The sequence below is a fragment of the Photobacterium lutimaris genome, from assembly GCF_003025555.1.
GTDB lineage: Bacteria > Pseudomonadota > Gammaproteobacteria > Enterobacterales > Vibrionaceae > Photobacterium > Photobacterium lutimaris.
On the sequence record NZ_PYMH01000002.1, the window covers coordinates 221,762 to 243,258 of the forward strand.

19 protein-coding genes and 1 pseudogene are annotated in these 21,497 nt (G+C 44.7%); 10 read left to right on the forward strand and 10 right to left on the reverse strand.

Annotated features, from left to right (window positions below; translation table 11 throughout):
* Positions 1-5: 5 nt before the first annotated feature.
* Positions 6-461 carry a tellurite resistance TerB family protein gene (locus tag C9I99_RS06615; RefSeq protein WP_107348085.1) on the forward strand — a complete coding sequence of 152 codons (456 nt, stop codon included), beginning with the start codon at positions 6-8 and terminating at the stop codon, positions 459-461.
* Positions 462-557: 96 nt separating this feature from the next.
* Here the strand turns inward: C9I99_RS06615 and C9I99_RS06620 are convergent, their stop codons facing one another.
* Together C9I99_RS06620 and C9I99_RS06625 are read right to left on the reverse strand one after the other, a co-directional pair.
* Positions 558-1,394 (reverse strand): hypothetical protein, encoded by an 837-nt coding sequence (locus C9I99_RS06620; protein WP_107348086.1) that lies wholly within the window; start codon positions 1,392-1,394, stop codon positions 558-560.
* Between the two features lie 77 nt (positions 1,395-1,471).
* Entirely contained in the window at positions 1,472-2,512 is a 1,041-nt protein-coding gene (locus C9I99_RS06625) for a DUF1214 domain-containing protein (RefSeq protein WP_107348087.1), read from the reverse strand.
* Positions 2,513-2,682: 170 nt separating this feature from the next.
* On the opposite strand from C9I99_RS06625, the gene C9I99_RS06630 reads away from it, so the two are divergent.
* Both C9I99_RS06630 and C9I99_RS06635 read left to right on the forward strand, forming a co-directional pair.
* Positions 2,683-3,675 carry a LysR family transcriptional regulator gene (locus C9I99_RS06630; protein WP_166645368.1) on the forward strand — a complete coding sequence of 331 codons (993 nt, stop codon included), beginning with the start codon at positions 2,683-2,685 and terminating at the stop codon, positions 3,673-3,675.
* A gap of 9 nt (positions 3,676-3,684) precedes the next feature.
* Positions 3,685-4,611: a LysR family transcriptional regulator gene (locus tag C9I99_RS06635; protein ID WP_107348089.1), complete on the forward strand. Its 927-nt coding sequence runs from the start codon at positions 3,685-3,687 to the stop codon at positions 4,609-4,611.
* A 55-nt stretch (positions 4,612-4,666) separates the two neighbouring features.
* On the opposite strand, the gene C9I99_RS06640 is transcribed toward C9I99_RS06635, so the two are convergent.
* Positions 4,667-5,104: a MarR family winged helix-turn-helix transcriptional regulator gene (locus C9I99_RS06640; RefSeq protein ID WP_107348090.1), complete on the reverse strand. Its 438-nt coding sequence runs from the start codon at positions 5,102-5,104 to the stop codon at positions 4,667-4,669.
* A 100-nt stretch (positions 5,105-5,204) separates the two neighbouring features.
* On the opposite strand from C9I99_RS06640, the gene C9I99_RS06645 reads away from it, so the two are divergent.
* Both C9I99_RS06645 and C9I99_RS06650 read left to right on the forward strand, forming a co-directional pair.
* Positions 5,205-5,696, forward strand: coding sequence for a DUF2798 domain-containing protein (locus C9I99_RS06645; protein ID WP_107348091.1), 492 nt, complete (start codon positions 5,205-5,207; stop codon positions 5,694-5,696).
* Between the two features lie 54 nt (positions 5,697-5,750).
* The gene (locus tag C9I99_RS06650) at positions 5,751-6,047 is read left to right on the forward strand and encodes a DUF3861 domain-containing protein (protein WP_107348092.1); all 297 of its coding nucleotides are present in this window, start codon (positions 5,751-5,753) and stop codon (positions 6,045-6,047) included.
* A gap of 50 nt (positions 6,048-6,097) precedes the next feature.
* On the opposite strand, the gene C9I99_RS06655 is transcribed toward C9I99_RS06650, so the two are convergent.
* Both C9I99_RS06655 and C9I99_RS06660 read right to left on the reverse strand, forming a co-directional pair.
* Positions 6,098-8,476 (reverse strand): helicase-related protein, encoded by a 2,379-nt coding sequence (locus C9I99_RS06655; protein WP_107348093.1) that lies wholly within the window; start codon positions 8,474-8,476, stop codon positions 6,098-6,100.
* An 81-nt stretch (positions 8,477-8,557) separates the two neighbouring features.
* On the reverse strand, positions 8,558-8,977 hold the full coding sequence (locus C9I99_RS06660; RefSeq protein WP_107348094.1) for a MarR family winged helix-turn-helix transcriptional regulator: 420 nt from the start codon (positions 8,975-8,977) through the stop codon (positions 8,558-8,560).
* 224 nt (positions 8,978-9,201) lie between these two features.
* Between C9I99_RS06660 and C9I99_RS06665 the strand changes: the two genes are divergently transcribed.
* Together C9I99_RS06665 and C9I99_RS06670 are read left to right on the forward strand one after the other, a co-directional pair.
* Positions 9,202-10,197, forward strand: a complete 996-nt coding sequence (locus C9I99_RS06665) for an NADP-dependent oxidoreductase (RefSeq protein ID WP_107348095.1) — start codon at positions 9,202-9,204, stop codon at positions 10,195-10,197.
* Between the two features lie 224 nt (positions 10,198-10,421).
* Positions 10,422-11,324, forward strand: coding sequence for a 1,4-dihydroxy-2-naphthoyl-CoA synthase (locus tag C9I99_RS06670; RefSeq protein WP_107348096.1), 903 nt, complete (start codon positions 10,422-10,424; stop codon positions 11,322-11,324).
* A gap of 94 nt (positions 11,325-11,418) precedes the next feature.
* Here C9I99_RS06670 and C9I99_RS06675 read toward each other — a convergent pair whose 3' ends face one another.
* A complete protein-coding gene (locus tag C9I99_RS06675; RefSeq protein ID WP_107348097.1) occupies positions 11,419-12,543 on the reverse strand; it encodes a GGDEF domain-containing protein in 1,125 nt (374 codons plus the stop codon).
* Between the two features lie 285 nt (positions 12,544-12,828).
* Here C9I99_RS06675 and C9I99_RS06680 point away from each other — a divergent pair, with 285 nt between their 5' ends.
* On the forward strand, positions 12,829-13,629 hold the full coding sequence (locus C9I99_RS06680; protein ID WP_107348098.1) for a LysR family transcriptional regulator: 801 nt from the start codon (positions 12,829-12,831) through the stop codon (positions 13,627-13,629).
* Positions 13,630-13,866: 237 nt separating this feature from the next.
* Here the strand turns inward: C9I99_RS06680 and C9I99_RS06685 are convergent, their stop codons facing one another.
* Genes C9I99_RS06685 through C9I99_RS06695 form a run of 3 tightly spaced genes read right to left on the reverse strand, consistent with a single transcriptional unit; the run spans position 13,867 to position 17,473 of the window.
* Positions 13,867-15,051: an OmpP1/FadL family transporter gene (locus tag C9I99_RS06685; RefSeq protein ID WP_107348099.1), complete on the reverse strand. Its 1,185-nt coding sequence runs from the start codon at positions 15,049-15,051 to the stop codon at positions 13,867-13,869.
* A gap of 40 nt (positions 15,052-15,091) precedes the next feature.
* Positions 15,092-16,123, reverse strand: coding sequence for a tetratricopeptide repeat protein (locus C9I99_RS06690; protein ID WP_107348100.1), 1,032 nt, complete (start codon positions 16,121-16,123; stop codon positions 15,092-15,094).
* Between the two features lie 15 nt (positions 16,124-16,138).
* Positions 16,139-17,473, reverse strand: coding sequence for an anaerobic sulfatase maturase (locus C9I99_RS06695; protein WP_107348101.1), 1,335 nt, complete (start codon positions 17,471-17,473; stop codon positions 16,139-16,141).
* A gap of 254 nt (positions 17,474-17,727) precedes the next feature.
* On the opposite strand from C9I99_RS06695, the pseudogene C9I99_RS06700 reads away from it, so the two are divergent.
* A pseudogene (locus C9I99_RS06700) lies at positions 17,728-18,429 on the forward strand (formylglycine-generating enzyme family protein); the annotation flags it as partial.
* Between the two features lie 105 nt (positions 18,430-18,534).
* Complete coding sequence (locus C9I99_RS06705) at positions 18,535-20,235, forward strand: alkaline phosphatase family protein (RefSeq protein ID WP_107348103.1); 1,701 nt, start codon at positions 18,535-18,537, stop codon at positions 20,233-20,235.
* A 349-nt stretch (positions 20,236-20,584) separates the two neighbouring features.
* Here C9I99_RS06705 and C9I99_RS06710 read toward each other — a convergent pair whose 3' ends face one another.
* Positions 20,585-21,484, reverse strand: coding sequence for a LysR family transcriptional regulator (locus tag C9I99_RS06710; RefSeq protein WP_107348104.1), 900 nt, complete (start codon positions 21,482-21,484; stop codon positions 20,585-20,587).
* Between the last annotated feature and the right edge of the window lie 13 nt (positions 21,485-21,497).

A 21,497-nucleotide genomic window follows, 5' to 3' on the forward strand; every position in this document is an offset into this window, starting at 1 on the left:
TCAGCATGTTCAAACAATTGCGTACAATTTTCCGCCAAGTCATGAATGAAGGAACAGATGGCGGCGCTGTCGACACCCCTACTCTCCACCTTTCCATGGCATGTTTGCTATGCGAAGTGTCAAATGCTGATCACAGTGATGATCCAAGAGAAATCCAAGCCAAGCGCCACCAGCTTGTTTATTTGCTAGATATCAGTGAAGAGAATGCCGATGCGCTACTGGATAAAGCGCGAATGCAGAGTAAGTCGTCCGTATCATTATATGACTTCACCAGTAAACTACGTACCTTAGAGCCCGAGCAGCGATATGAACTCATTGAAGCAATGTGGCAGGTTGCCTATGCCGACGGTGTATTGGATCCGATGGAAGAAGCGGTGATCCGCCAAGTGTCCGAGCTTATCTATGTCGACCATTCCGAGTATATTCGAGCGAAATTGGCGGTGCAGAAGAAAGCTCAATAAGTTGGCGAACTCATTTATAGAATAGTTAAAAAAGGCTAAAGCCGTAGTTTTATACTACGGCTTTTACTAGTAGATAAACATTAAGCACAGTGACGGTTAAAAACGCCAATCAAAACCAACGGATACTTTTGTCTCTTCTCCGCGTAAATGACTAACGTTACCCGTTGGGTCGTTCACATCATTCACTTTAATATTCGTATACTTACCCTCAAGGTAAATATTGAACACAGCATCACCCAGTTGCGTACGCATACCCTGTAATAGTACTAAATCGACCATCTGCATATCTACGCCGCCATAACTGGAACCACCAAACGCTTGAAATACGGTATAATGAGTGTCATTCCAAGGCTGAAGGCCATATAGGTTTACCGACGCCACATGTGCGTGGTCGCCACCTAATAAGTGTTTTACATCAGCCCCTTGAAGTCGATGGCTATTACTTCCCATCGAGTACCCGCCAAGCGCACTGTTGCTGGCCTGCTCATTAAACCCATTCGCTATTTCTGCGGTGTCAAAATCTACATATGAGTAGTTAACCGATGGGAAAAATAACGTCGTTCCATTTGTTGCCGTGAGGGGGAGCATATAACCTGCAGTATAGAAATCTACCCCTTCAGTCAGATTCACATCGGCATATACACCGCCAAATCGCTCATCAAAGTTAGCTAGACGGAATCTGAAGTTTTCTGATTGGGTAAAATACTCACCAATCATTATTGTTTGTGTTGTGTAGTCGCCGCCGCCATAGAGATTATTAAATCCACCACCCGCAACGAGCTTTATTTCACCGTTATTATCCGTTGCGATACCACCACGCCACGCAGTATTTCGAGGATCTGCGTCGTGAACTTCATCTGCCGCGACCGTTGTTGCCGAAAGTGCCATTGCGGCTGCTAAGCCAACAGAAAGAAGTGTTTTGCTGCTTTTCATTTTTGTGCCTTTAATTTTAATCTTATAATTTTAATTCGTAATTAACAGACACGTCCTTGTGCGAATATTCCCTGAGTTTATTGCGTTGTGATTTCTGGCATTTTATATACGCCGTCAATAATTTTCTGAGCAGGTTCGTACACACGCATCAGCAGGTTCCAGCCCTCTGTCGTATCGAGACGGTTTGCTATATCACCACATACATCTGTGTTGCCGTAGTGCATCGTGAACGTACCGTCTTGATTCATTTGTGCAACTTCACTGTTAATGTTGTTGTTCTCTGAGAACATGTAGCCAGTGTCGTTGTAAACGGTAATAGACCAGAACGCATCGTTCTCAGGCACTTCATAGGTTGCGGTATAGCACTTATTTGTATCTAGATCAGGTGCTTGAGCGATATAGACCGTTTCAGAGCTAGGGAAGAGCCCCCACGACGTTGCAACGGCCATATTGTGACCTTCATAACGGTCAACTTCGCCACGCTTACCTTGCCAATCATTTGGATATTGAGTAATCGTTTTTCGCATCTCTTGCTCATAAGAAGAACGAAGTTCTAACATGCCAGCCCAATCCCAATTAGGTAGAACTTTCGGCTCCATACTTCCAGATTCAACTTTTACGCCAGCAAGAATGTCTCGAGCAATTTTAATGTCCGCTTCATCTTGTGCATCGAATAATTGGATGCGAGGAAGTGCAACGATGTAACGTGTATCTGCTTGTTTTTCAAACTCGTGCACCGAGTTTGAGCCCCTGAGGATTTCAATGGTTTTGTGCTCGTTATCCAATAGGTAGACAGTCACATAACGGTTTTCTGGATGTTCAGGAATCGTAATTGTGAAACCTTCAGATGTATCGACAGAAATACCGGCGTACAGAGTATCGCGATTCATACGTGGTACAGGTTGTAGGTCAACCGGCGTTGGCTCAGAAAAAACCAACCCCGTATTCATACCACCCGCATCAAAAAAGCGTTGAATACGTGCATCCATCTCAACTTCAGCAAAGTTTTCAACGGTAACCGGGATAGGTGCGTCGTTGGTTGCAAATGCGCTCGCAGCGCCCAAAGATAGTGCTAGTGTTGTTGCTAATGCGATTGGTGATTGAGTAAGTTTCCACATATTGTGCCCCTTATCGGTAAATTAAATGCCCATTCATGTTTGAGCTAAAGCGTTTCGATGCGTGTAATTTAACCGAGAGAATTGTTTTCTCAAATGGAATCAAGAGACTTTAAAAAAGTCCTCAAATTCATATATGATGAATGAAGAGGATAAACAGGGAGAAGGTAGCAATGAAAGATGAGGATATGTTCAGGCTAGACTTTAACACTCTGAAAATATTGAAAATACTCGGTGAAGAAAATAATACTCATCGAGCTGCTGATAGGCTTAAGATTGGGCAGTCTGCAATTAGTAAGGCTTTAAAGCGCCTGAGAGAGCAGTTTGATGACCCACTTTTCACTCGCACGCTACACGGCCTAGAACCGACCCCAAAATGTGAGCTGATTCTGTATAAACTCCCTCAAATATTGGGAGAAATAGGCGAATTATTCCAAGACAGCAATACCTTTGAGCCAGAGCATTATGAGGGCTCAATTAAGATCCACATTAACGCTTCACTGTGCCACCCTCTCACCAGTATTCTTATCGAACGTCTTCACCTATATGCGCCTAAGGCGATGCTTCAATTAGAAGATTGGTCATACGATACCGAGCAGCAATTAAAGGTTGGTCAAGTAGATTTAGGTATCAATTATCACCCCTTAGACGTTTCTCCTGAAATTTTTCAACAACCCATCTGTTATCAAAAATTTAAGTTATGCTGCGCGAAAGATAGCCCATTGGCTCAAATTGATAAAATTTCCCTCGAAGACATTGCAAATAGCCCTTTGATACTGGCAATCATGCCTGACTACGAAGTAAAAGAGAGCGAGGCCGAAACCTATTTGAAACGTAGGGGCTACCAACCCAATGTAGTACTTCGAACAGACAGGTTAGATATTTGTAGTAAGGTGCTTAAAAGTACTCATGCCCTAATGCCTGTCAGTGAGGTGGTTGCTCCAATCATGGATGAGGAAGGGTTAATATTGCTTGATATTGACCACCTGGATGTTGTTCCACACTATCCGATCGCATACTTTATCCATGATAGGGTCAAAGACTCAGCCTATTCAAAATGGTTAATAGAAATCACAACCCAGATTTTGAGCGAGCTTACAGCAATGTACCAAAACCCGAAATTTCAATATGCCTACCCTCGTTTGTCTAAAGATAGCTTTAAGTGAGGCGAGTACGTGAAAGATGAAGAATTATTCAACCTTGATTTCAATAGCTTGAAAGTACTCAAGGTGCTTGGTGAAGAAGAAAATACAAAACGCGCAGCTGAGCGCTTATATGTCACCCAATCAGCAGTCAGTAAAGCGCTATCTCGGCTGAGGGAGCAATTTGATGATGACTTGTTTACTCGAGGGAGAGATGGCTTAGAGCCAACGGAGAAATGCGCTCGATTGCTAAATAAGTTACCAAGCATAATGACCGGTTTGGACGAACTTTACGGCGAGATTAATCAATTTTCCCCAGCAAATTATGAAGGGACTATCCGGATACACATCAATTCAATACTTTGCTACGGCACAATGACTAAGCTCTTTGAGACTTTGCATCGTCTTGCCCCAAAAGCAACCATTGTACTCGAAAATTGGTCGGCAGGAACGGAGTTCAGTTTGCGAAAGGGATCTGTCGATGTTGGCCTCAATTTTTACCCCCTTGAGGTAGCAAAAGACATTAGTCAAATTCCGATTTGTTATCCCGAATTTAAGATTTGCTGCCATGAAGATAGCCCACTAGCGAAAGCTAAATCCGTCACGGTTGAAGACGCCGCCAAATACCCTCTCGTGTTAGCTATACAGCCACACTTTGTTCAAAAAGAGAGCTATGTCGTTAATTACTTCAAAAAAAGAGGCTATAGCCCGAATATCTTATTAAGATCGGATAAGGTAGATATTTGTTTAGAAACGATACGAAAAATACCCAGCTTCATGGCGGTTAGTGAAGTTGTTAAATCGCAGTTGTTTGAGGAGTTAACCCTAATTGATATCAATCACTGGGATGAAATAAATCATCGTCCTATCGCTTGCTATATGTCATATAAGTTCCGCTCTACGCCTTTTTCAAAGTGGCTAGTACATACAATACAAGAAGCGATTGAAGAGCTTTATTAAAATCACAGAAGCCTTCCATATTGATATAGAAGGCATTGGTAACTCAGCGCTCAGGTTACTTTAATGCTATATCTGTAAGGTTTGCTGCCATCAAGCCTGTTATGCGCTTGAACTCTTTCAGCTCTTCAGGCGAAATCCCTTTCATCATTTTCTCATTCATCTTGCCATCAATAATGGCTAGTTTCGCTAAAATCTTTTCTCCCTCGCGAGTAACCAACAAACGTTGGCTGCGTTTATCTTCTGGATTTGGCACTTTCTCGATCATGCTCTGCTTAATCAGTTCATTGAGCAAGCGGGTCACCTGAGCTTTGTCGCGGTTCATGAACTGAGCAATATCAACAGCAGTACATGTTTGTTTTCTTTTGATAATTTTCAGTACTCGTAGATGCATTGGCGTAATGCTCAAATCCAACTGTTCAATATGTTCATGCATTTGGCGCTTTAGCATATGGACTAAGTGAAACACGCTTTCTAATGACTTTGACTCTGACATCCAGGTATCCTTAAATAAAACTTAGTTGACATTATCAACCAAAATACTATAGTTGACATTATCAACTTAATTGAGAGCAAATTCAAGTCTGGAGAATAAGATGACTGTAGAAACAACAATGACAGCCCCATTTCCCACTCAAACGAAAACACCTTTGATCTACAAGATACTGGTCGTGCTAGGAATGATGACCTTGATGGGGGGAACGTTGACTGGAGTCATGACATACATGAACGTCGGTTTCACCGACACATTCTTAATAGACTGGCTAACTTCATTCCTTAAAACTGTCCTGGTAATGATGCCCGTCGGGATGGGCATGATGACACTGATCACCAAACTCGTTACCAAGCTTATGCCGAATGCAAGCGAGCATAAACGAAACCTCGTCGTGGGTTTGAATATGGCCGTAATTATGGAGTCGATTATGGCCTTTACAACGACTGCGAATAACATTGGCTTTAGTAACTTAAATCAGTTTACCCATAGTTGGCTACAAGGCTTTCTTGCAGCCCTGCCTGTTGGCCTAACTTTGATCACTTTGATCTCATTAACAATTAAACCGAAAATCGAACGCTTTCTAAAAAGCTAAATCATTCCATTGAATAAATTGGCGAATAAAGCATTGAAAAATCTGGAGAGAAACATGAAACAGCCACACAACTACCGTATTACTATCGAATGTACCAATGCTGAAAGTGAAAACAGCGCACAAACGTTGCAGTTTGAAATGCAAGACCGAGAAGATATGTTTGCTATTGTTGAAAAGCTAAAGCAAGGCAGCGGCTTGGATGAGAAAACGTCTACCCGTGTTGGTGTTGCATTGCGTCTACTTGGTCCTGCGATGATGCAAGACCGCAAGCACCCTGTATTTGTAGACTTCTTCCCGCACTTCAAGACATTCATGCAAAACTTGAAAAGCAAGTTGAAAAACAACAGTTAATCTTAAATATAGAGAAAACCAAGCTGCCCAACCTCCATAGACTAACCTCACTACCTCACATCAATCGTCCGGCTGGCTTTACGGTATTGTACCTTCCACCCTTGCCAGCGTGGCAGTTCCCAGCGCTTGGGGTCGGCTTTGCGATTCCCGCTTTCATGGACGGCCAATACCCGTTTTCGGGCTATATGGTATTCAATCCGCATGGTGAGATCGGTCAACGAAACTTTGTAAGGATAGGCTTGGTCAAAATCAGCGCGCTCCCAATCAGGTATACCATCAAAAATGAAGTCATCGGTCGTGAATAACTCGAAGTCTTCGGCAGACTCGACCCCAAGCGCTTCTATTTGCTCTCCTAACCACTCTCGCGCTTCCACAGACTGTGCTGCACGAGTACAGACGTCAGCTTGGTATTTACCCAGAGCCAAGTACAAATTCCATTGATGGATATCCGCTGTAATTTTCTCGCCCAACCCCGGCAAGATTGAGTCGCCGAGAATCATATCGATAAATGTATCGTGAGCAGAGGCCCCTTCCGGTGCCACCCAGTCAGATTTAATCACGCGTCCGGCATATACCTGCTGTTTTTCAACCAGACAACCTTCATCCGACACACGCGTTTCGCCGAAGAGCGCTTCCCCCATATCGAGCTGATTCATCAAATCAAAAGTGATTGGTGCCATACATGTAGCCAATACCAAATTTTGTTTAACCCCTTTACCTGGCAACGCAAACTGGTCAAACACAATCGCAGCTTCGGCATTTTCAGGGAAGCGACTCTCACGACCTGTACTCACTTCACTAAAACCATTGCCTAATGCCTGCCGCCTTTTCTGACGACAGACAAAAACCAACTCAGGTGCAGCTTTCATCACTGCCATCAGCCATACATCTCTTTTTACCGAAGACGCCACTTCAAGTGCTGGCAATCCAAGGGCCTCACGCATCTGCTCAGATAGCATTCTCGCTTCAGCCAACACATCTTTGTCAAACGTTAGCCATTCCGGCTCACTACCGCGTAACAGCTTAATTAGCGCCATAGCATCACAATGCTTCGGCTCCCATTGCGTCAGTTTTTCTCGGGCTTCTTCACCCGACGGCATCTGCCAAATCCGCTGATATACACTCAACGAGGCAGCAAGATCAACCATGGCTTCACGGCTGGCTTTATCTGGCATCGCCGTGATCAAATGGGCAAACAGCGTATCAATGGGTAGTGGATATAAAATTTGACCATGCTCTGTGGCCGCCCCGTCATTATCTATTGCCTGCATCTGGATGAGTTTATCCTTAGCAAGCAATAAAGACTTTTCAGGCACCGTATCAACAAAACTCAGCGTCTCGAACGGGTAGCCACAGCAGGCAGCGGCTAGCATAGGTTCGACGAGCTCTTCACGTTGCATTTCTGGCGGTGTAATGAATTCAAGCGGTGCTGCCTTGCCATATAATCTGACACACGTACCGTCCGTCACACGCCCTGCCCGCCCTTTTCGCTGCTCGGCACTGGCCTTGGAAATCGCATGTAATCCGAGCACTGTTCGGCCATTGCGCTGGTGAGTCCGGCGCTCTAGACCTGTATCAATAATCAAGGTCACGCCGGGGATGGTCAGCGATGTCTCCGCTACATTGGTAGCCAGAATAATCCGCTGTTTATCACTTTCGGTCAGCGCGCGATGACGCTCATCATCACTGACCGAAGCATGCAAAGGAATGATGTCGAGCACACCCAATTCAATGTGATCTCGCAAAGCCTGCTTCAAAGTCGAAAGGCATTGAGCGATTTCTTTTCGGCCAGGTAAGAACACCAAGATATCTTGATGATCTTCATACCGGGTTACGACTGCTTCTTTAACCTTCTTTTCAACATGGCGGCTGTCTGGCATGTTGCGGCTATCGGTCGCGATATGTTCAACAGTTACCTGGAAATTTCGCCCTTCAGCCCGTAAACACTCACCTTGAAGGTAAGTCGCTAGTCGTTCGCTATCCAAGGTTGCTGAGGTCACGACCAATCGGTGATTGTCTTTCTGCTTGAGCATCGACAACAGCAAATCAGTATCCCAACGCCTTTCGTGGAATTCATCAATAATAACCGTGGTAAAACTTGCTAACCCATCTTCACTCAGCCAACGCAATGCGACGCCGGGTGTGACAAACACAACCTGCGTGTCATCGGAAAAATAATTCTCAAAGCGGATTGCATAACCCACTGACTCACCGATATTCTCAGTCTTTTCACCAGCCACAAATTCAGCCAATGATCGACAAGCGACTCTGCGGGGTTCAACCACTAAAACGCGTCCGCGTTCTGCTGCCCAAACAGGCAATCGAGTGGACTTACCCGAACCCGTTTCGGCAGAAACGACAAGATGGGATTGATCAAGACGTTCGAGAAAATCCGCTTTAAGCGAATCAATAGGTAATGAGATAGACATAGTAGAGGTTTTGCATCAACAAGATAGCCAATATTGTGGCAAGAATTGCACATCCTGTCATTAAACTAAGGGTTAAAAAGGCTATGACAAGTTCTTCGCCAGCTCTAAACAAAGCGTGCGGAGTGACTCAACATCATCCGGCAACATACTGGATTTGGCTTCAAGCTGCGCTTTGAGATCCTTGGCTTTATCACGCAGAGCAAGACCTTCATTCGTCAGAGAAATAACTTTCTTTCTCTCATCCTCAGCCGAGACTTTGCGAGTCAATAGCGCTTTCGCCTCAAGACGCTTCACTATCGGCGTTAATGTGCCCGAGTCTAACTGGGTACTGATAGAGACCTCTTTGAGGCTTACCCCATCGTTGTACCAGAGTGACTGCATCACAATGTATTGCGGATAGGTCAAATCAAATTCGTCCAGCAACGGACGATAGGCCCTGACCAACGCATTCGAGGCGGTATACAAGGCAAAACACACGTTGTCAGAGAGCTTCTGGGCCATACTAAGATCCGAGTTAATTTATCTGTAGTTATCAATTCAGTTTCGATGATAACAGAATCGCTGAGGAACAAAATACATTGCGCGCAAATTATTTTACCGCAAAGCTATTGCATCTTTCCACTTCTATCAGTAACGTTATAGGCAGATAGTTTGCGCGCAAACATTTATCGCGATAAGTATTTACCTTCATACACTGTATTAAACAGAGCTGATAAGGATTGAGAATGAACAGCCAACAAATCCATCTTGCATCCCGCCCAGAGGGCACGCCAACAACAGATAACTTTGAGCTAGTAACCATCCCCCACCAAGAACTTAAAGCCGGTGACGTGTTAGTTAAAAACACCTGGATGTCCGTCGACCCTTATATGCGTGGCCGTATGATTGACCGCAAAAGTTATGTACCCCCTTTCCAAATTGGTGAAGCTTTAGAAGGTGGTGCAATTGGTGAAGTCACCGAGTCCAACAACCCTGACTTCCCGGTAGGCAGCAAGGTAAGCAGCATGCTAGGCTGGCGCACCCATTTTATCAGCAACGGTGAAGGGTTAACGCGACTGCCTGAAACGTCACTACCCGATCAAAGCTTCCTTGGCATCATGGGTATGCCGGGTATGACAGCTTGGACTGGTCTATTCCGTATCGCAGAGCTAAAGCCAACCGACACAGTATTTATTTCAGCGGCGTCAGGTGCCGTGGGTAGTATTGCCTGTCAAATTGCCAAGATGCATGGCTGTACGGTGATTGGCTCAGTCGGTTCACAGGAGAAAGCTGATTACCTGCTTTCATTGGGCGTCGATGCGGTGATTAACTACAAAGAGGCTACCAACCTAACTCAAGCACTTGCTGAGGCTGCCCCTCAAGGCATCGATGTTTACTTTGAAAATGTTGGCGGAGAACACTTGGAAGCAGCCCTTAACAATATGAATGACTATGGTCGCATTGCGGTATGTGGTTTGATTTCTCAGTACAATGCAACAGAGCCACAACCAGGCCCTACTAATATGTCGATGCTTATCATCAAAAAGCTAACAATGCAGGGCTTCATTGTCTTTGATCATTGGGCACATTATGGCGAATTTGCCAAGCAGATGACCCAGTGGATCACCGAGGGCAAAATTAAATGGGATGAAACCGTGTTCGAGGGTATCGCTCAAGCCCCCAATGCTTTCATTGGCCTGTTTGAAGGTAAAAACAAAGGCAAGATGCTAGTTAAGCTTTAATTAAATTAAAGTGATTGATTCTGCCACCAACGATACCTGTGTAATGGTTGGTGGCTATTTTACGGATAGCTCGCAGTAAAACCATACACTGTTGATGGATAAACACCCCACCGCACCCAAAACCTTCGCCATCTGGTCACATTCTTTCATAAACCATTGACATTTAGCTGTAACTCCCTAGCTTATAGCACACTGAGCATAATCCTAATGAGGCAATCGTCATCATGACTCGCAAAGAGATTTTTAATCCAGAACTTTGGGAAGAAGTCCCGGGGTTCGATTTTGAAGATATCACTTATCACCGTGCCAAAGACCAAGGTACAGTCCGTGTTGCACTCAACCGCCCAGACTGCCTGAACGCCTTCCGACCTAAAACCGTAGACGAGCTTTACACGGCTCTTGACCATGCACGCCAATGGTCTGATGTTGGCTGTGTATTCATCACAGGTAACGGTCCTTCGGAGAAAGGCCAATGGTCATTCTCTTCAGGTGGCGATCAGCGCATTCGCGGTAAAGACGGTTACAAATACGAAGGTGAAGGTGAAGAAGCAGGCAAAGCCGACGTTGCTCGCATGGGTCGCCTTCACATTCTTGAAGTTCAGCGCTTAATCCGCTTTATGCCTAAAGTGGTTATCGCAGTCGTTCCTGGTTGGGCTGTTGGTGGTGGTCATAGCCTGCATGTGGTGTGTGATCTGACACTGGCGTCGAAAGAGCACGCTGTTTTCAAACAGACTGATCCAGATGTTGCTTCATTCGATTCAGGTTACGGCTCTGCTTACTTGGCCAAGATGATCGGCCAGAAACGTGCCCGTGAAATCTTCTTCTGTGGCTTCAACTACAGCGCTCAAGAAGCTTATGAAATGGGTATGGTAAACAAAGTTGTTGACCACTTTGAGCTCGAAGAAGAGGCACTTCGCTGGGCCAAAGAGATCAACAGCAAGTCGCCGACAGCCATGCGCATGCTGAAATATGGCTTCAACCTACCGGATGATGGCTTGGTCGGCCAGCAACTGTTTGCAGGCGAAGCCACTCGCCTAGCTTATGGTACCGATGAAGCACAAGAAGGTCGTGATGCTTTCCTTGAAAAGCGCGACCAAGACTTTAGTAAGTTCCCTTGGCACTACTAATAGCGACACCATAGAAATATACAGCGTCCTCGACTCTTTTAAGATTCGAGGGCGCGTTTTTATACATAACCCAAGTAACTTCAAGCGCCCTGGCTCAGCGAGATTCAACCCAGTAACCATTACGCCCGTTCGACTTTACTTGATACATACATGCATCAGCCTCATCAAGGTAATGCTCTGCCGAATGGTAATCCAAGCCGGCATGAATACCTCCAATACTGACACTCACGCATTCTCGTAAAGGGTGCTTCAATGCTAACGCCCTCACCGCAGCACACGCTTGCCTCGCCTTCTCTTCCAGATCGCGTTTGGTGATTTCTGTTAGCATCACGACAATTTCCTCACCGCCATAACGGGCAACCAAGTCCGTTTTTCGTTTGAAAACACACCGTAAAGCGTGTGATACCGCCTTCAAGTACTCATCACCTTTGGAATGACCATATACATCATTGACCTGCTTAAAATGATCGATATCAATAAGTAATACTCCAAATTGACGTTGATTACCCCCTTGATTCAAAAGCGTCATTTTTTTTTGTAAATACCTTCTATTATATAAACCAGTGACCTCGTCAATATATGCATGATAATTTAGCATGACATTTTTGGCCTTTATTTCCCTATTTAAAAGAACCGCTCTTGCCATCAATGATTTTTCTTTCTGCTCATGCAAATAATCATTAACAAAACTCTTATAGCTATTGATAGATAAATAGTTCAACCAAATATATGTTGCGGTCAATGAAAAATAATAGTTAGAATATAAGACAATATCAGTGTGAAAAATAACAACCATCATATTAGCTTGAAAAACATAGTTTGCATAAACCAACATTGAAAAAGCGGGTGGAAAAACCAATACTTTTGCTACCAATGTTATCAGTATCAAGCTAATTATTGAAATATCTGAAAACATGGATATAGATAAGGTATGTATCGTCGCGACAATACTCACAACAACCAAAATCGATATTTTCTGATAGATAACAGTTTGCCCAAAATAACGACCAGCAACAAGTAAACTGACACCAACGCACGGAATCCCAAAAAGAAACAACTGCTTTACATGCTCCTTTTCAATTTCGTTATCGATAATGAGACTCTCATCCAGCCATAAATAAGTCACTTGGGACAAAATCACCGATATAGATATGACAGCAACAATGACCTGAAAGATTGACTTTCCATTATGCTTCTTTATATGTAGTTCTAACTTCATCTTTTCCGTAAAACATAAATAAAAAAAGCCTTTACATCAAAAACATAAAGGCAAATCCCTAGCATATGGTTATTATTCACTGTCGATCAGAGAACAGATAAAAGCACATTATCACCTTCACCACTCAAACTGATGAAGTGATTATATCTACCTCATTCACTCTTTTTGGAATTACCGATATTCCAATTTGGTTAATTTTTTCAAAATATCAACGCCTAAAACAGCTTCAATTTCTTCTATGATTAGTAGATAATCAACACTATGGAAATTAAAAATTATTGATTTATGAATGATTTAAATGCGCTCCATGTGTTTCTTGCTTTAATGCAAACCAACTCTACGACTCGAGCTGCTCTAAAACTAGGCCGTTCTCAATCCTATGTCTCCAAAGTGCTTGCTCAATTGCGTGTAGAGCTAGATGATCAGCTTTTCATTCGAACGGCAGAAGGACTATCACCGACATCCTATGCAGTGAGTATTGAACCAAAGCTTCGTGCTGCTTTAGAGCAAGTCAACCAAGCCCTTGAGCCTGAGGAGTTTAACCCCAAATTTATCGATAAAATTACTTTACATATTGTCGAACCCTACCTCATTACCATTGGTAAAGATATCATTGATGCCATTCGCAAAGAATGTGATGCAGTCATTGATATTCGTCAGTGGAATGCACTTAGCGAAACAATGATCCAACAAGAAGTTGTAGACATCGGGATACATCTCTTAAGTAATAAAGCACAAACACTACATCAAAAACCACTTTTCAGAGGCTGTGCTTATTTTGAAGGAAACAAGAATGGAGATTATATAAAATATGTTATTTCAGGCGTCAATGAGTTTGTTAACCGCTATGAGATGATAGACCCCGCCATTGAGCCGAAAATATACACCGACAATCATATTCTTACGACTCAACTGATGGATCAGCACTATACCCTGCGCTATGCCCCAGACAGAGAGCAAAGCTTTGAGCATGACTTAGATCTTACCGTCGCAATCATTACCAAAGCCTCTCGCCGTCAGTCTGAAAAGATTCAATGGCTTACAAAACTGCTAGTACCCATTATTGAAACCTTCAAAGGCTACTAACTAAATAGACTATTCTTATGGGAATTTCGGATATCATCAATTCCACAATAATCACTTATATAATCCTTTTAAATTTTCAACCTTTTAGATAAGTGATGAATTATTCCCAACGAGTGAAGTTTTTAGCCCAGCAACACCTAAAAAAAGTGCGGGATTCAGTATTAACACAAAAATCAAATAGCAATAAAAAAGCCAAATCATGATGATTTGGCTTTTTTATGCGCTAACTCACGTCATTTAATACGTGAAGCTTACCCCCAAAAAGTGAATACGACCGTCAAACGTACCCGTTATGTCATTGAGCAGAGGGTTTTGAAACTGTCGGTTGATATCAACGTCACCCAAATCAGCGTACTCGTAGAACATATCAATAGTGACATCATTCCACTTGGTCGCTGCACCGACCGAATAACGATATTGCTCACCGACCGGGACATCTACCCATTGCTTGGTTGGATCATCTTGTGGTGACGTCTCGTAGGAGAAACCAGCCTTCAGCCGCCACTGGCTATTGAGCTGATAATCGGCCCCCAGCGCAAACTTCCACACATCATCCCAATCTCGATCAATCGTAGCCGTCCTCGTTTGGTCGGCAACAAGACCAAACTCCATCACCGAGTTATCCCACTCACTCCACTGGTGCCACTGCACAGAAGCCAGTAGGTCTAGCTTTGGGTTAACCGCATAACTGGCGCTGATGTCGGCAATAGCTGGAACAGTTATATCTGTACGCAGGCTACTGATAAGTGGGCCATTTAATGGCCCCGATACGCGGGTACCAAATTCATGCTCCAACTTGGTTCGGTAACTCGCCCCCAATGCCAATCGCTCATCGTGCTGATACATCACACCAAAGTTCGCACCAAACGCCCAATCAGTGTCTTTATCAATTTCAAGTAAACTTGTTGATTGCTCTAGCGAAGCCCAGCTTAGCTGAATCCCAGCGCCAAGCGACCATTGCGGGTTGATTTGGTAACTGATGGCAGGGTTGATCTGCATTGCCGTCAAAGTGATTTCATCGAGTGCTGCGCGCCCTGCCCACTCCGTTCCGTAAGAAAGGCTCGAACCACCCACAGCACCAAGCGCAATGCCGACATGGAGATCATCGGTAATTTGGCGAGCATGAAATGCCCCAGCCGATGGCAGTACAGAATGGGCTTTACCGTTGCCATTATCAGCGTTATCACGATATTTCATTTCGAGATCAAAGCCGAGCACGTTGAACGTGGTTAAGCTCTCCCCCATGCCACTCATTGTTGCGGGGTTTACCCACATCGCCGCTGCTGAACCGGTATAAACACCATCACCCGCACCCGCTGTACCTGCGTTTGCAGTTACCGCTTCCTGTAAGAAAATGCCACTCGCTTGAACAGGTAAAGACAATACCGACATCACTGCCAGTGTCGATTTTAATGGTCGCATTAGCTCCCTCATTATTTTTTTAATAGTAAAATGAGACCCGCTAGCCTCGTTTAGATTTTAGTTCGTCAATCACAAACTCAGGGGCAACTTTAGCTAATAATTCCAAGCATGAATCAGTATTAAGATGGCCATATCTCACGTAAATATCACACACAGCGTATAACTGCTCTGGTGCCCCAGAGATCTCATAAGCTTTTTCGAATGATGTCGTTGCGTCATCGACATTGAAAGCTTCTTGCAATACACCGTTCAAATACCAGAAATAGCTATTATCTGGTGCTAGCTCTGTCGCTAGCTTTATAGCCGCAGCTGCCTGCTTTTTCTCGTCGAGCCTTACCAAAGTTAGTGCTTGGGCGTAAAACAAGTTGGCCTCTTCAGGCAATATTTCTTGTGCTTGTTCCAGCACTATATTGGCTTGGAGGTCATCCCCTTGAGCACGGTAATTATCTGCTAGGCCCAACCATATTTGAGGGTTACGGGTTTCAATTTCCTGCAAAGCAGTATATATCTCGTGCGCTTCGTCAAAATCTTGATGCCAACGGTAAACATCGGCCAATAACAGTTGAGACGGCAGATCTTTCTTACCTTTGAGGTATGAGGTTAACTCTGCTGAGGGTGGGTCCACCAATGCTTTTTGCTCAGCGTCCATTTCCCCATAATTTCGAATTAGGTTCGTGGTAGCGGTCAAACGTACATTTGCCTCACTGTCTGTCAGCAACGGAGAAAGCAAGCGCCAGCGGTGAGCAAACTGATACGGCTCGGCACCAACAACGGCAGCCTCTCTGACAATCGGGTTTTCATCCTGTATCCCACGGGCAACCGCGACCAAGCTATTTTGGTTAGGGTAGCTTGCTAACTGCCTCAGCGCATCGGCACGCTTTTCATCATTTTGACGATGATCTTGTGCAATCATGACCCACTGCTGTATTTGTGTAGCTTGAGCATCCTGCGTGATTTGCTGTGCTGCCTGAGCACCTTCGTCTGTCAGATCAGAACGTCCCATCTCTGCGGCAAGTGTTAAAGGAGATACCAAAAAAGAGCACAGAAGCATCGTCGCAATAGTACGTTTCATTACCACTACCTCAGATTAAAATCGGGTTGGAAAATACGGCTGACGTGGCACGGCTTTAGGCATCGTACTTTTCATCACAGCATCAGAATACTTACCGTGCGCAACTGGATTGCCCGTCGCTCTTAATACCAAAGCAAACGCTTTATCTGCGTGAGAGAAGAACTTTTTCCAGCCAGCACATAAATAGTTCAGCCCCGGCTCTCCATCTTTGGTACGAATAAAGCGGTTTTTAGGACACTCACCAAAACACGCAAACTTGAAGTCACATTGCTGGCACTGGCTGGTCAGCGAACGTGACTTGGCAAAGCCAAATTTCTGCTGTGTCTCTGAGTAAGCCATCTCATCAATCTTTTGGTGGTGGATGTTTCCTACCTGGTAATCCGGATAAACATAATGGTCGCAGGTATAGACATCACCGTTTGGCTCCATGGCCAATCCTTTACCGCAGATTTCACCGAGTGTACAAAGCGGGTTTTTTCGCCCCATCCAAGTTTCAACGCTCGCTTCAAAATATTGAACAAATACTTTGCCAATATCGTTTTGAACCCACTCATCGAACACAGCAATCAAGAAATCTCCCCAACCTTCTGCCGACACACACCAAGGCTCAACAACTGATTTTTTATGCCAAGGGTTCAGCCGCTTATCACCTTGCCGTAGTTGCTCTTGAGGCTGCCATTTCTGAGGTGCCGTTGTTCTAAACGACTTTTGCTCAACGATAGGAATAAACTGAATCTGGGGCGATCTCACTTCATCTCTCAAGAAACGATAAACTTCAAGCGGGTTCTTGCTCGTCAGGTTATTAATGCAAGTCAGGGTGGCAAACTTCACCTGATGTTTATGGAGTAACTCAACCGCCGCCATTACCTGTTTAAAGGTACCGCGTCCTGCTCGGTTGGTACGGTAAGCGTTATGAAGCATCTCTGGGCCATCAATGCTCAAGCCAACAAGAAAGTTATTCTCGGCCAGGAACTCGCACCATTCATCGTTGAGCAATGTACCATTGGTTTGAAGATCGTTAGATATCACGATACCTTCAGGTTGGTACTTCTTCTGCAGTTCAACAACCTTGCGGAAGTAATCAACACCCAGCATGGTCGGTTCACCACCCTGCCAGGAAAAGATGATTTCAGGGGTGTTTTGGCCTTCGATATATTGACGTATATAGGTCTCGAGTGTGGCCTCATCCATCATTGGCGAGCAGCCCTTCTTGTACTCGAGTAAGTCCTGTTTACTCAGGTAATAGCAATAGGTGCAATCGATGTTGCACGCGGCACCAATAGGCTTTGCCATGACATGTAGTCGCTTTGATGCCTTGCCATTGAACTGCGGGCCCTGAGTAATCAGCATATTTCACCTACTTATTAACATTTACGTTGGTCAATTTTAATCCGTGCTACACACCGACGCTTGTTATACCCCTTATAACCTTTAGGCATGAGGATTTTCATTACAATGAGCCTCCTATTGAGCTGTTTGTTGATTTACGGAGACTTTCTATGCCCTCACCAACGCTTAAGCGAACAGTAATTATCACCTTATCAGGGTTCACATTGATCGCCGCTACGGCTTGGTTCAACACGGTTCTTTTTGCCAGCGAACCCCATCCAGTCATGAAGCAAATAGAAGCGGATATGGTGCTAGTCGAAGGTGGACAATTCGAAATGGGCTCCAACCTAACAGAAGCTAGCAAAGCAGAGACTCCCGCCAGAACGGTGTCGGTAGATAGCTTCTACATCTCCAAATATGAAGTGACTCAAGCACTATTTGAAAGCGTGATGGGCTCTTCGATGAGCTATTTCAGCGATCCCAACGTCCCAGTGAATAACTTGAGCTGGCAGCAGGCCAATTACTTTATCGAGCATCTCAATACCCTTACCGGCGCAAACTACCGTCTACCGACTGAAGCTGAATGGGAGTTTGCCGCCAAAGGTGGAAACCAAAGCCAAGGCTATACTTATAGCGGCTCAAACAATATCGATGATGTTGCCTGGTATTCCGGCAATGCCAATAACCGAGCCCACCCCGTCGGCCAGAAAAAACCGAACGAACTTGGACTCTATGATATGACAGGTAACGTGGGGGAATTTGTTATCGATGCCTATGACGAAGGCTTCTATCGCTACGGTCCAACCGATAACCCAAATAACGCACAAGATTCTAACGTTGGGCTTGCCCATAAATCTGTACGTGGTGGCAGTTTTTCTTACGACGACACGTTATCTGAAAACTTTCGACGTGATTTTGCCAGCCAAAATATCCTTATGGCTGATATGGGACTGAGACTGGTGCGCGACACCGAATAAGCACTTTGTGCAATAGCAACTTGATTAATAGCCATCTGCTTAATGTTGAGGACTTTCTCTTCTACACTTCAAGTGTTCTTTATCCATAAAACGGAGCTTCTATCAATGAAGATAGCAACAGTACCCCGCCTGTTATGTCTTAGCTTAAGTTTACTCGCCGCAAATACCGTTGCAGCACCACCAACAACGCCAAAACTGGTTTTGCAAATTACCGTCGACGGTCTGCGTGGTGATTTGCTAGAGCGCTATAAGCACAACTTCGGCGATAAAGGTTTCCGTTATTTAATGGATGAAGGTACTTATTACACCAATGCCCATTACCAGCATGGTAATACCGAAACGATTGTTGGTCATGTATCCCTCGCAACTGGCGCGCCACCGAGTGTGCACGGCATGGTCGGTAACGTTTGGTATGACCGCCAAAAGGAAAGACTAGTCTATAACGTCGAGGATGGTGACTATGCCATGCTGACCCAAGGCGCAGGTGTTAACCAATCCACAGAAATCGATCCGACTCAAAGGACCGCCAAGCTTGATGGCCGCTCACCGGTACCGATTCTATCAACCACCTTTAGTGACGAGCTAGCCGTTGCCAGTAATGGCGAAGCAAAAATCTTTTCTGTCTCGGTCAAAGATCGGGGGGCCATTTCGTTGGCTGGTCAGTCCGGCAAAGCCTTCTGGTTCTCTAAAGCCCAGTCGGAATTCGTTACCAGTAACTACTATTATCAGGAATACCCGGCTTGGGTTACCGCCTGGAATGCCGAGGATTACCCTTCCCGCTACAGCAAGCAGAGATGGGACCTCAGTTTAGAAAGGGATAATTACACCCTTAAAGAAGGCCCACAAGAACATAAGGTCGACCTTGCTGGGTTTAAGCGTAGTTTCCCTCACCCTTATGGTCCATCAAGCTTTCAGTACTTCAGCACGATGCTGACGCTAAGCCCAGCAGGAGATGAACTAACCGCTGACTTTGCTTCTGCACTTATTGAACAAGAAAAACTCGGCCAGAGTAAATTCACCGACTATCTAGCCGTCAGCTTCTCATCCAATGACTATGTGATTCACATGTACGGCCCATCCAGCTTAGAGGCTGAAGATAACTTGATCCGCTTAGATCAGACGCTGGCCAACCTCTTAGCCAATGTTGAAAAGCAAGTTGGTCTGGATAACACCCTTATCGTGTTATCAGCGGATCACGGCGTACCGGAAGCGGCACCTACCGTGAATGCGCTGGGTTACAACACCGCGAAGTACTTCAACAAAGATACGATTATCAGCGAGCAATTGCTCAGCCGTTTAAACAAAGAATTTGGCTTAAACAAAGATGCCATTCGCTTATATGCACAACCTTACATTTACCTCAATCATGACGTTATAAAAGCAAAGGGCGTCTCACTCGAAGCAGTACAACGTGTGGTTGCAGATGAGGCCGAGATAATCAAGGGAATTAATCATGCGGTCACCAGTACCGACATCATGCAAAACAATCTTCCAGATACCCGTTTGATGCAACTGGTGAAGAATAACCATCACCCGCAGCGATCTGGTGATATTTACTTGGTATTTGCGCCTCGTACTTATATTAATGATATGGATGGCCTAACCATCGCTTCGACTCATGGCTCACCATGGCGCTACGATACCCATGTGCCGGTTATTTTTGCCGGTAATGGGATTAAAGCCAATAAAGTCACACGAGACATTACTCCTTATGATATAGCCCCGACCTTATCGAATGCACTGGGTATCACCTTGCCAAGCGGAGCAACCGGGAAAGTGTTGGTAGAACTAGAGGGAAATCGTTAACACTACATAGTGATAATTTAGCCCCAGCGAATGGGGCTAAATTATAATCTCTACAAGCTTTTCGAGTCATATATGTTTCATAAAACACACATATAATCTACCAGTACTCATCCATTATTTTTTTATTCAACCAGGACATGAGCAGACAAGGCGATTATCTTTCGAGGTATTAAGTCATTGTATAACTCGAAAGCAATACCGAGAAAGATAAAATCGTAAATAACATTTTACTTTTCAAATGGGTCGCATCTTACAGCCCCCGCTACCTTCCCGCTAAGTGTTGCAATCTATATAAGGCTATATATAGCAGTAGGCCATCAGTAACGATGGCCTATAAATGAAGTGAAACCTAACTTTCTTTGACGACTTTAAACAATAATTGCCGCAGCCAACGGTGACCGGTTTCGGAGGTTCGGCTCGGGTGCCAAATAGCACACAGGTCATAAACATCTTGGCCAAATGGTAATGGCAACGCTTTGATCGCATATTGATCAGAAAAATCATTGATAGTGGATTTTGGCAAAATGCCAATCATGTTAGATCCAGCAATGATAGGCATCATTTCTACCGCACCAGGCGCACGGACAACGATATTTCGTTGATCAAGTTCAGGTATATCCTCGGCATTTAATAAACTGCCGCGCGCATGCCAGCGGGACACCACCACATGATCCTCATTAAGAAACTCTTCAACAGTGATCGAGTCGGTAAAACGAGGATGATGCTTACAGCACACCACACTGAGTTCCTCTGAATAAAGGACTTGAGATTTAAGCAGGCTACGCCCACGCGGCGGCAAATCTATGACTAAATCGTATCGCTGCAACCGTAAATCCGCCTCCATATCTTCGGTAAACAAAGGGTGGATCTCGAAAGCAATATTCGGCGCTTCCTTACGTACCTGCTCAATCAAAGCCGGGATAACGCTGTAACTCGCCACCGACACACAGGCGATAGAAAATATCCGCTTCGATGTTTTAGGATCAAACTCTCGTGATGCCGACAAGGTTGAACTGAAGTTCTTCAAAGAAGCAGCCAAAGCCGGATAGATATCGCTGGCAAACGCTGTCGGCTCTACCCCGCTTGCATTACGGTGAAACAGCGGGTCGTCATAAATGTCACGAAGGCGTTTTAGTCCCTTACTCACCGCAGGTTGGCTGACTTCCATCCGCACGGCGGCTTTAGATAGACTTTGCTCCTCAAACACAGCAACAAATATAGGTATGAGATTAAGGTCTGTACTTTTCATCTTTTGAGCCATT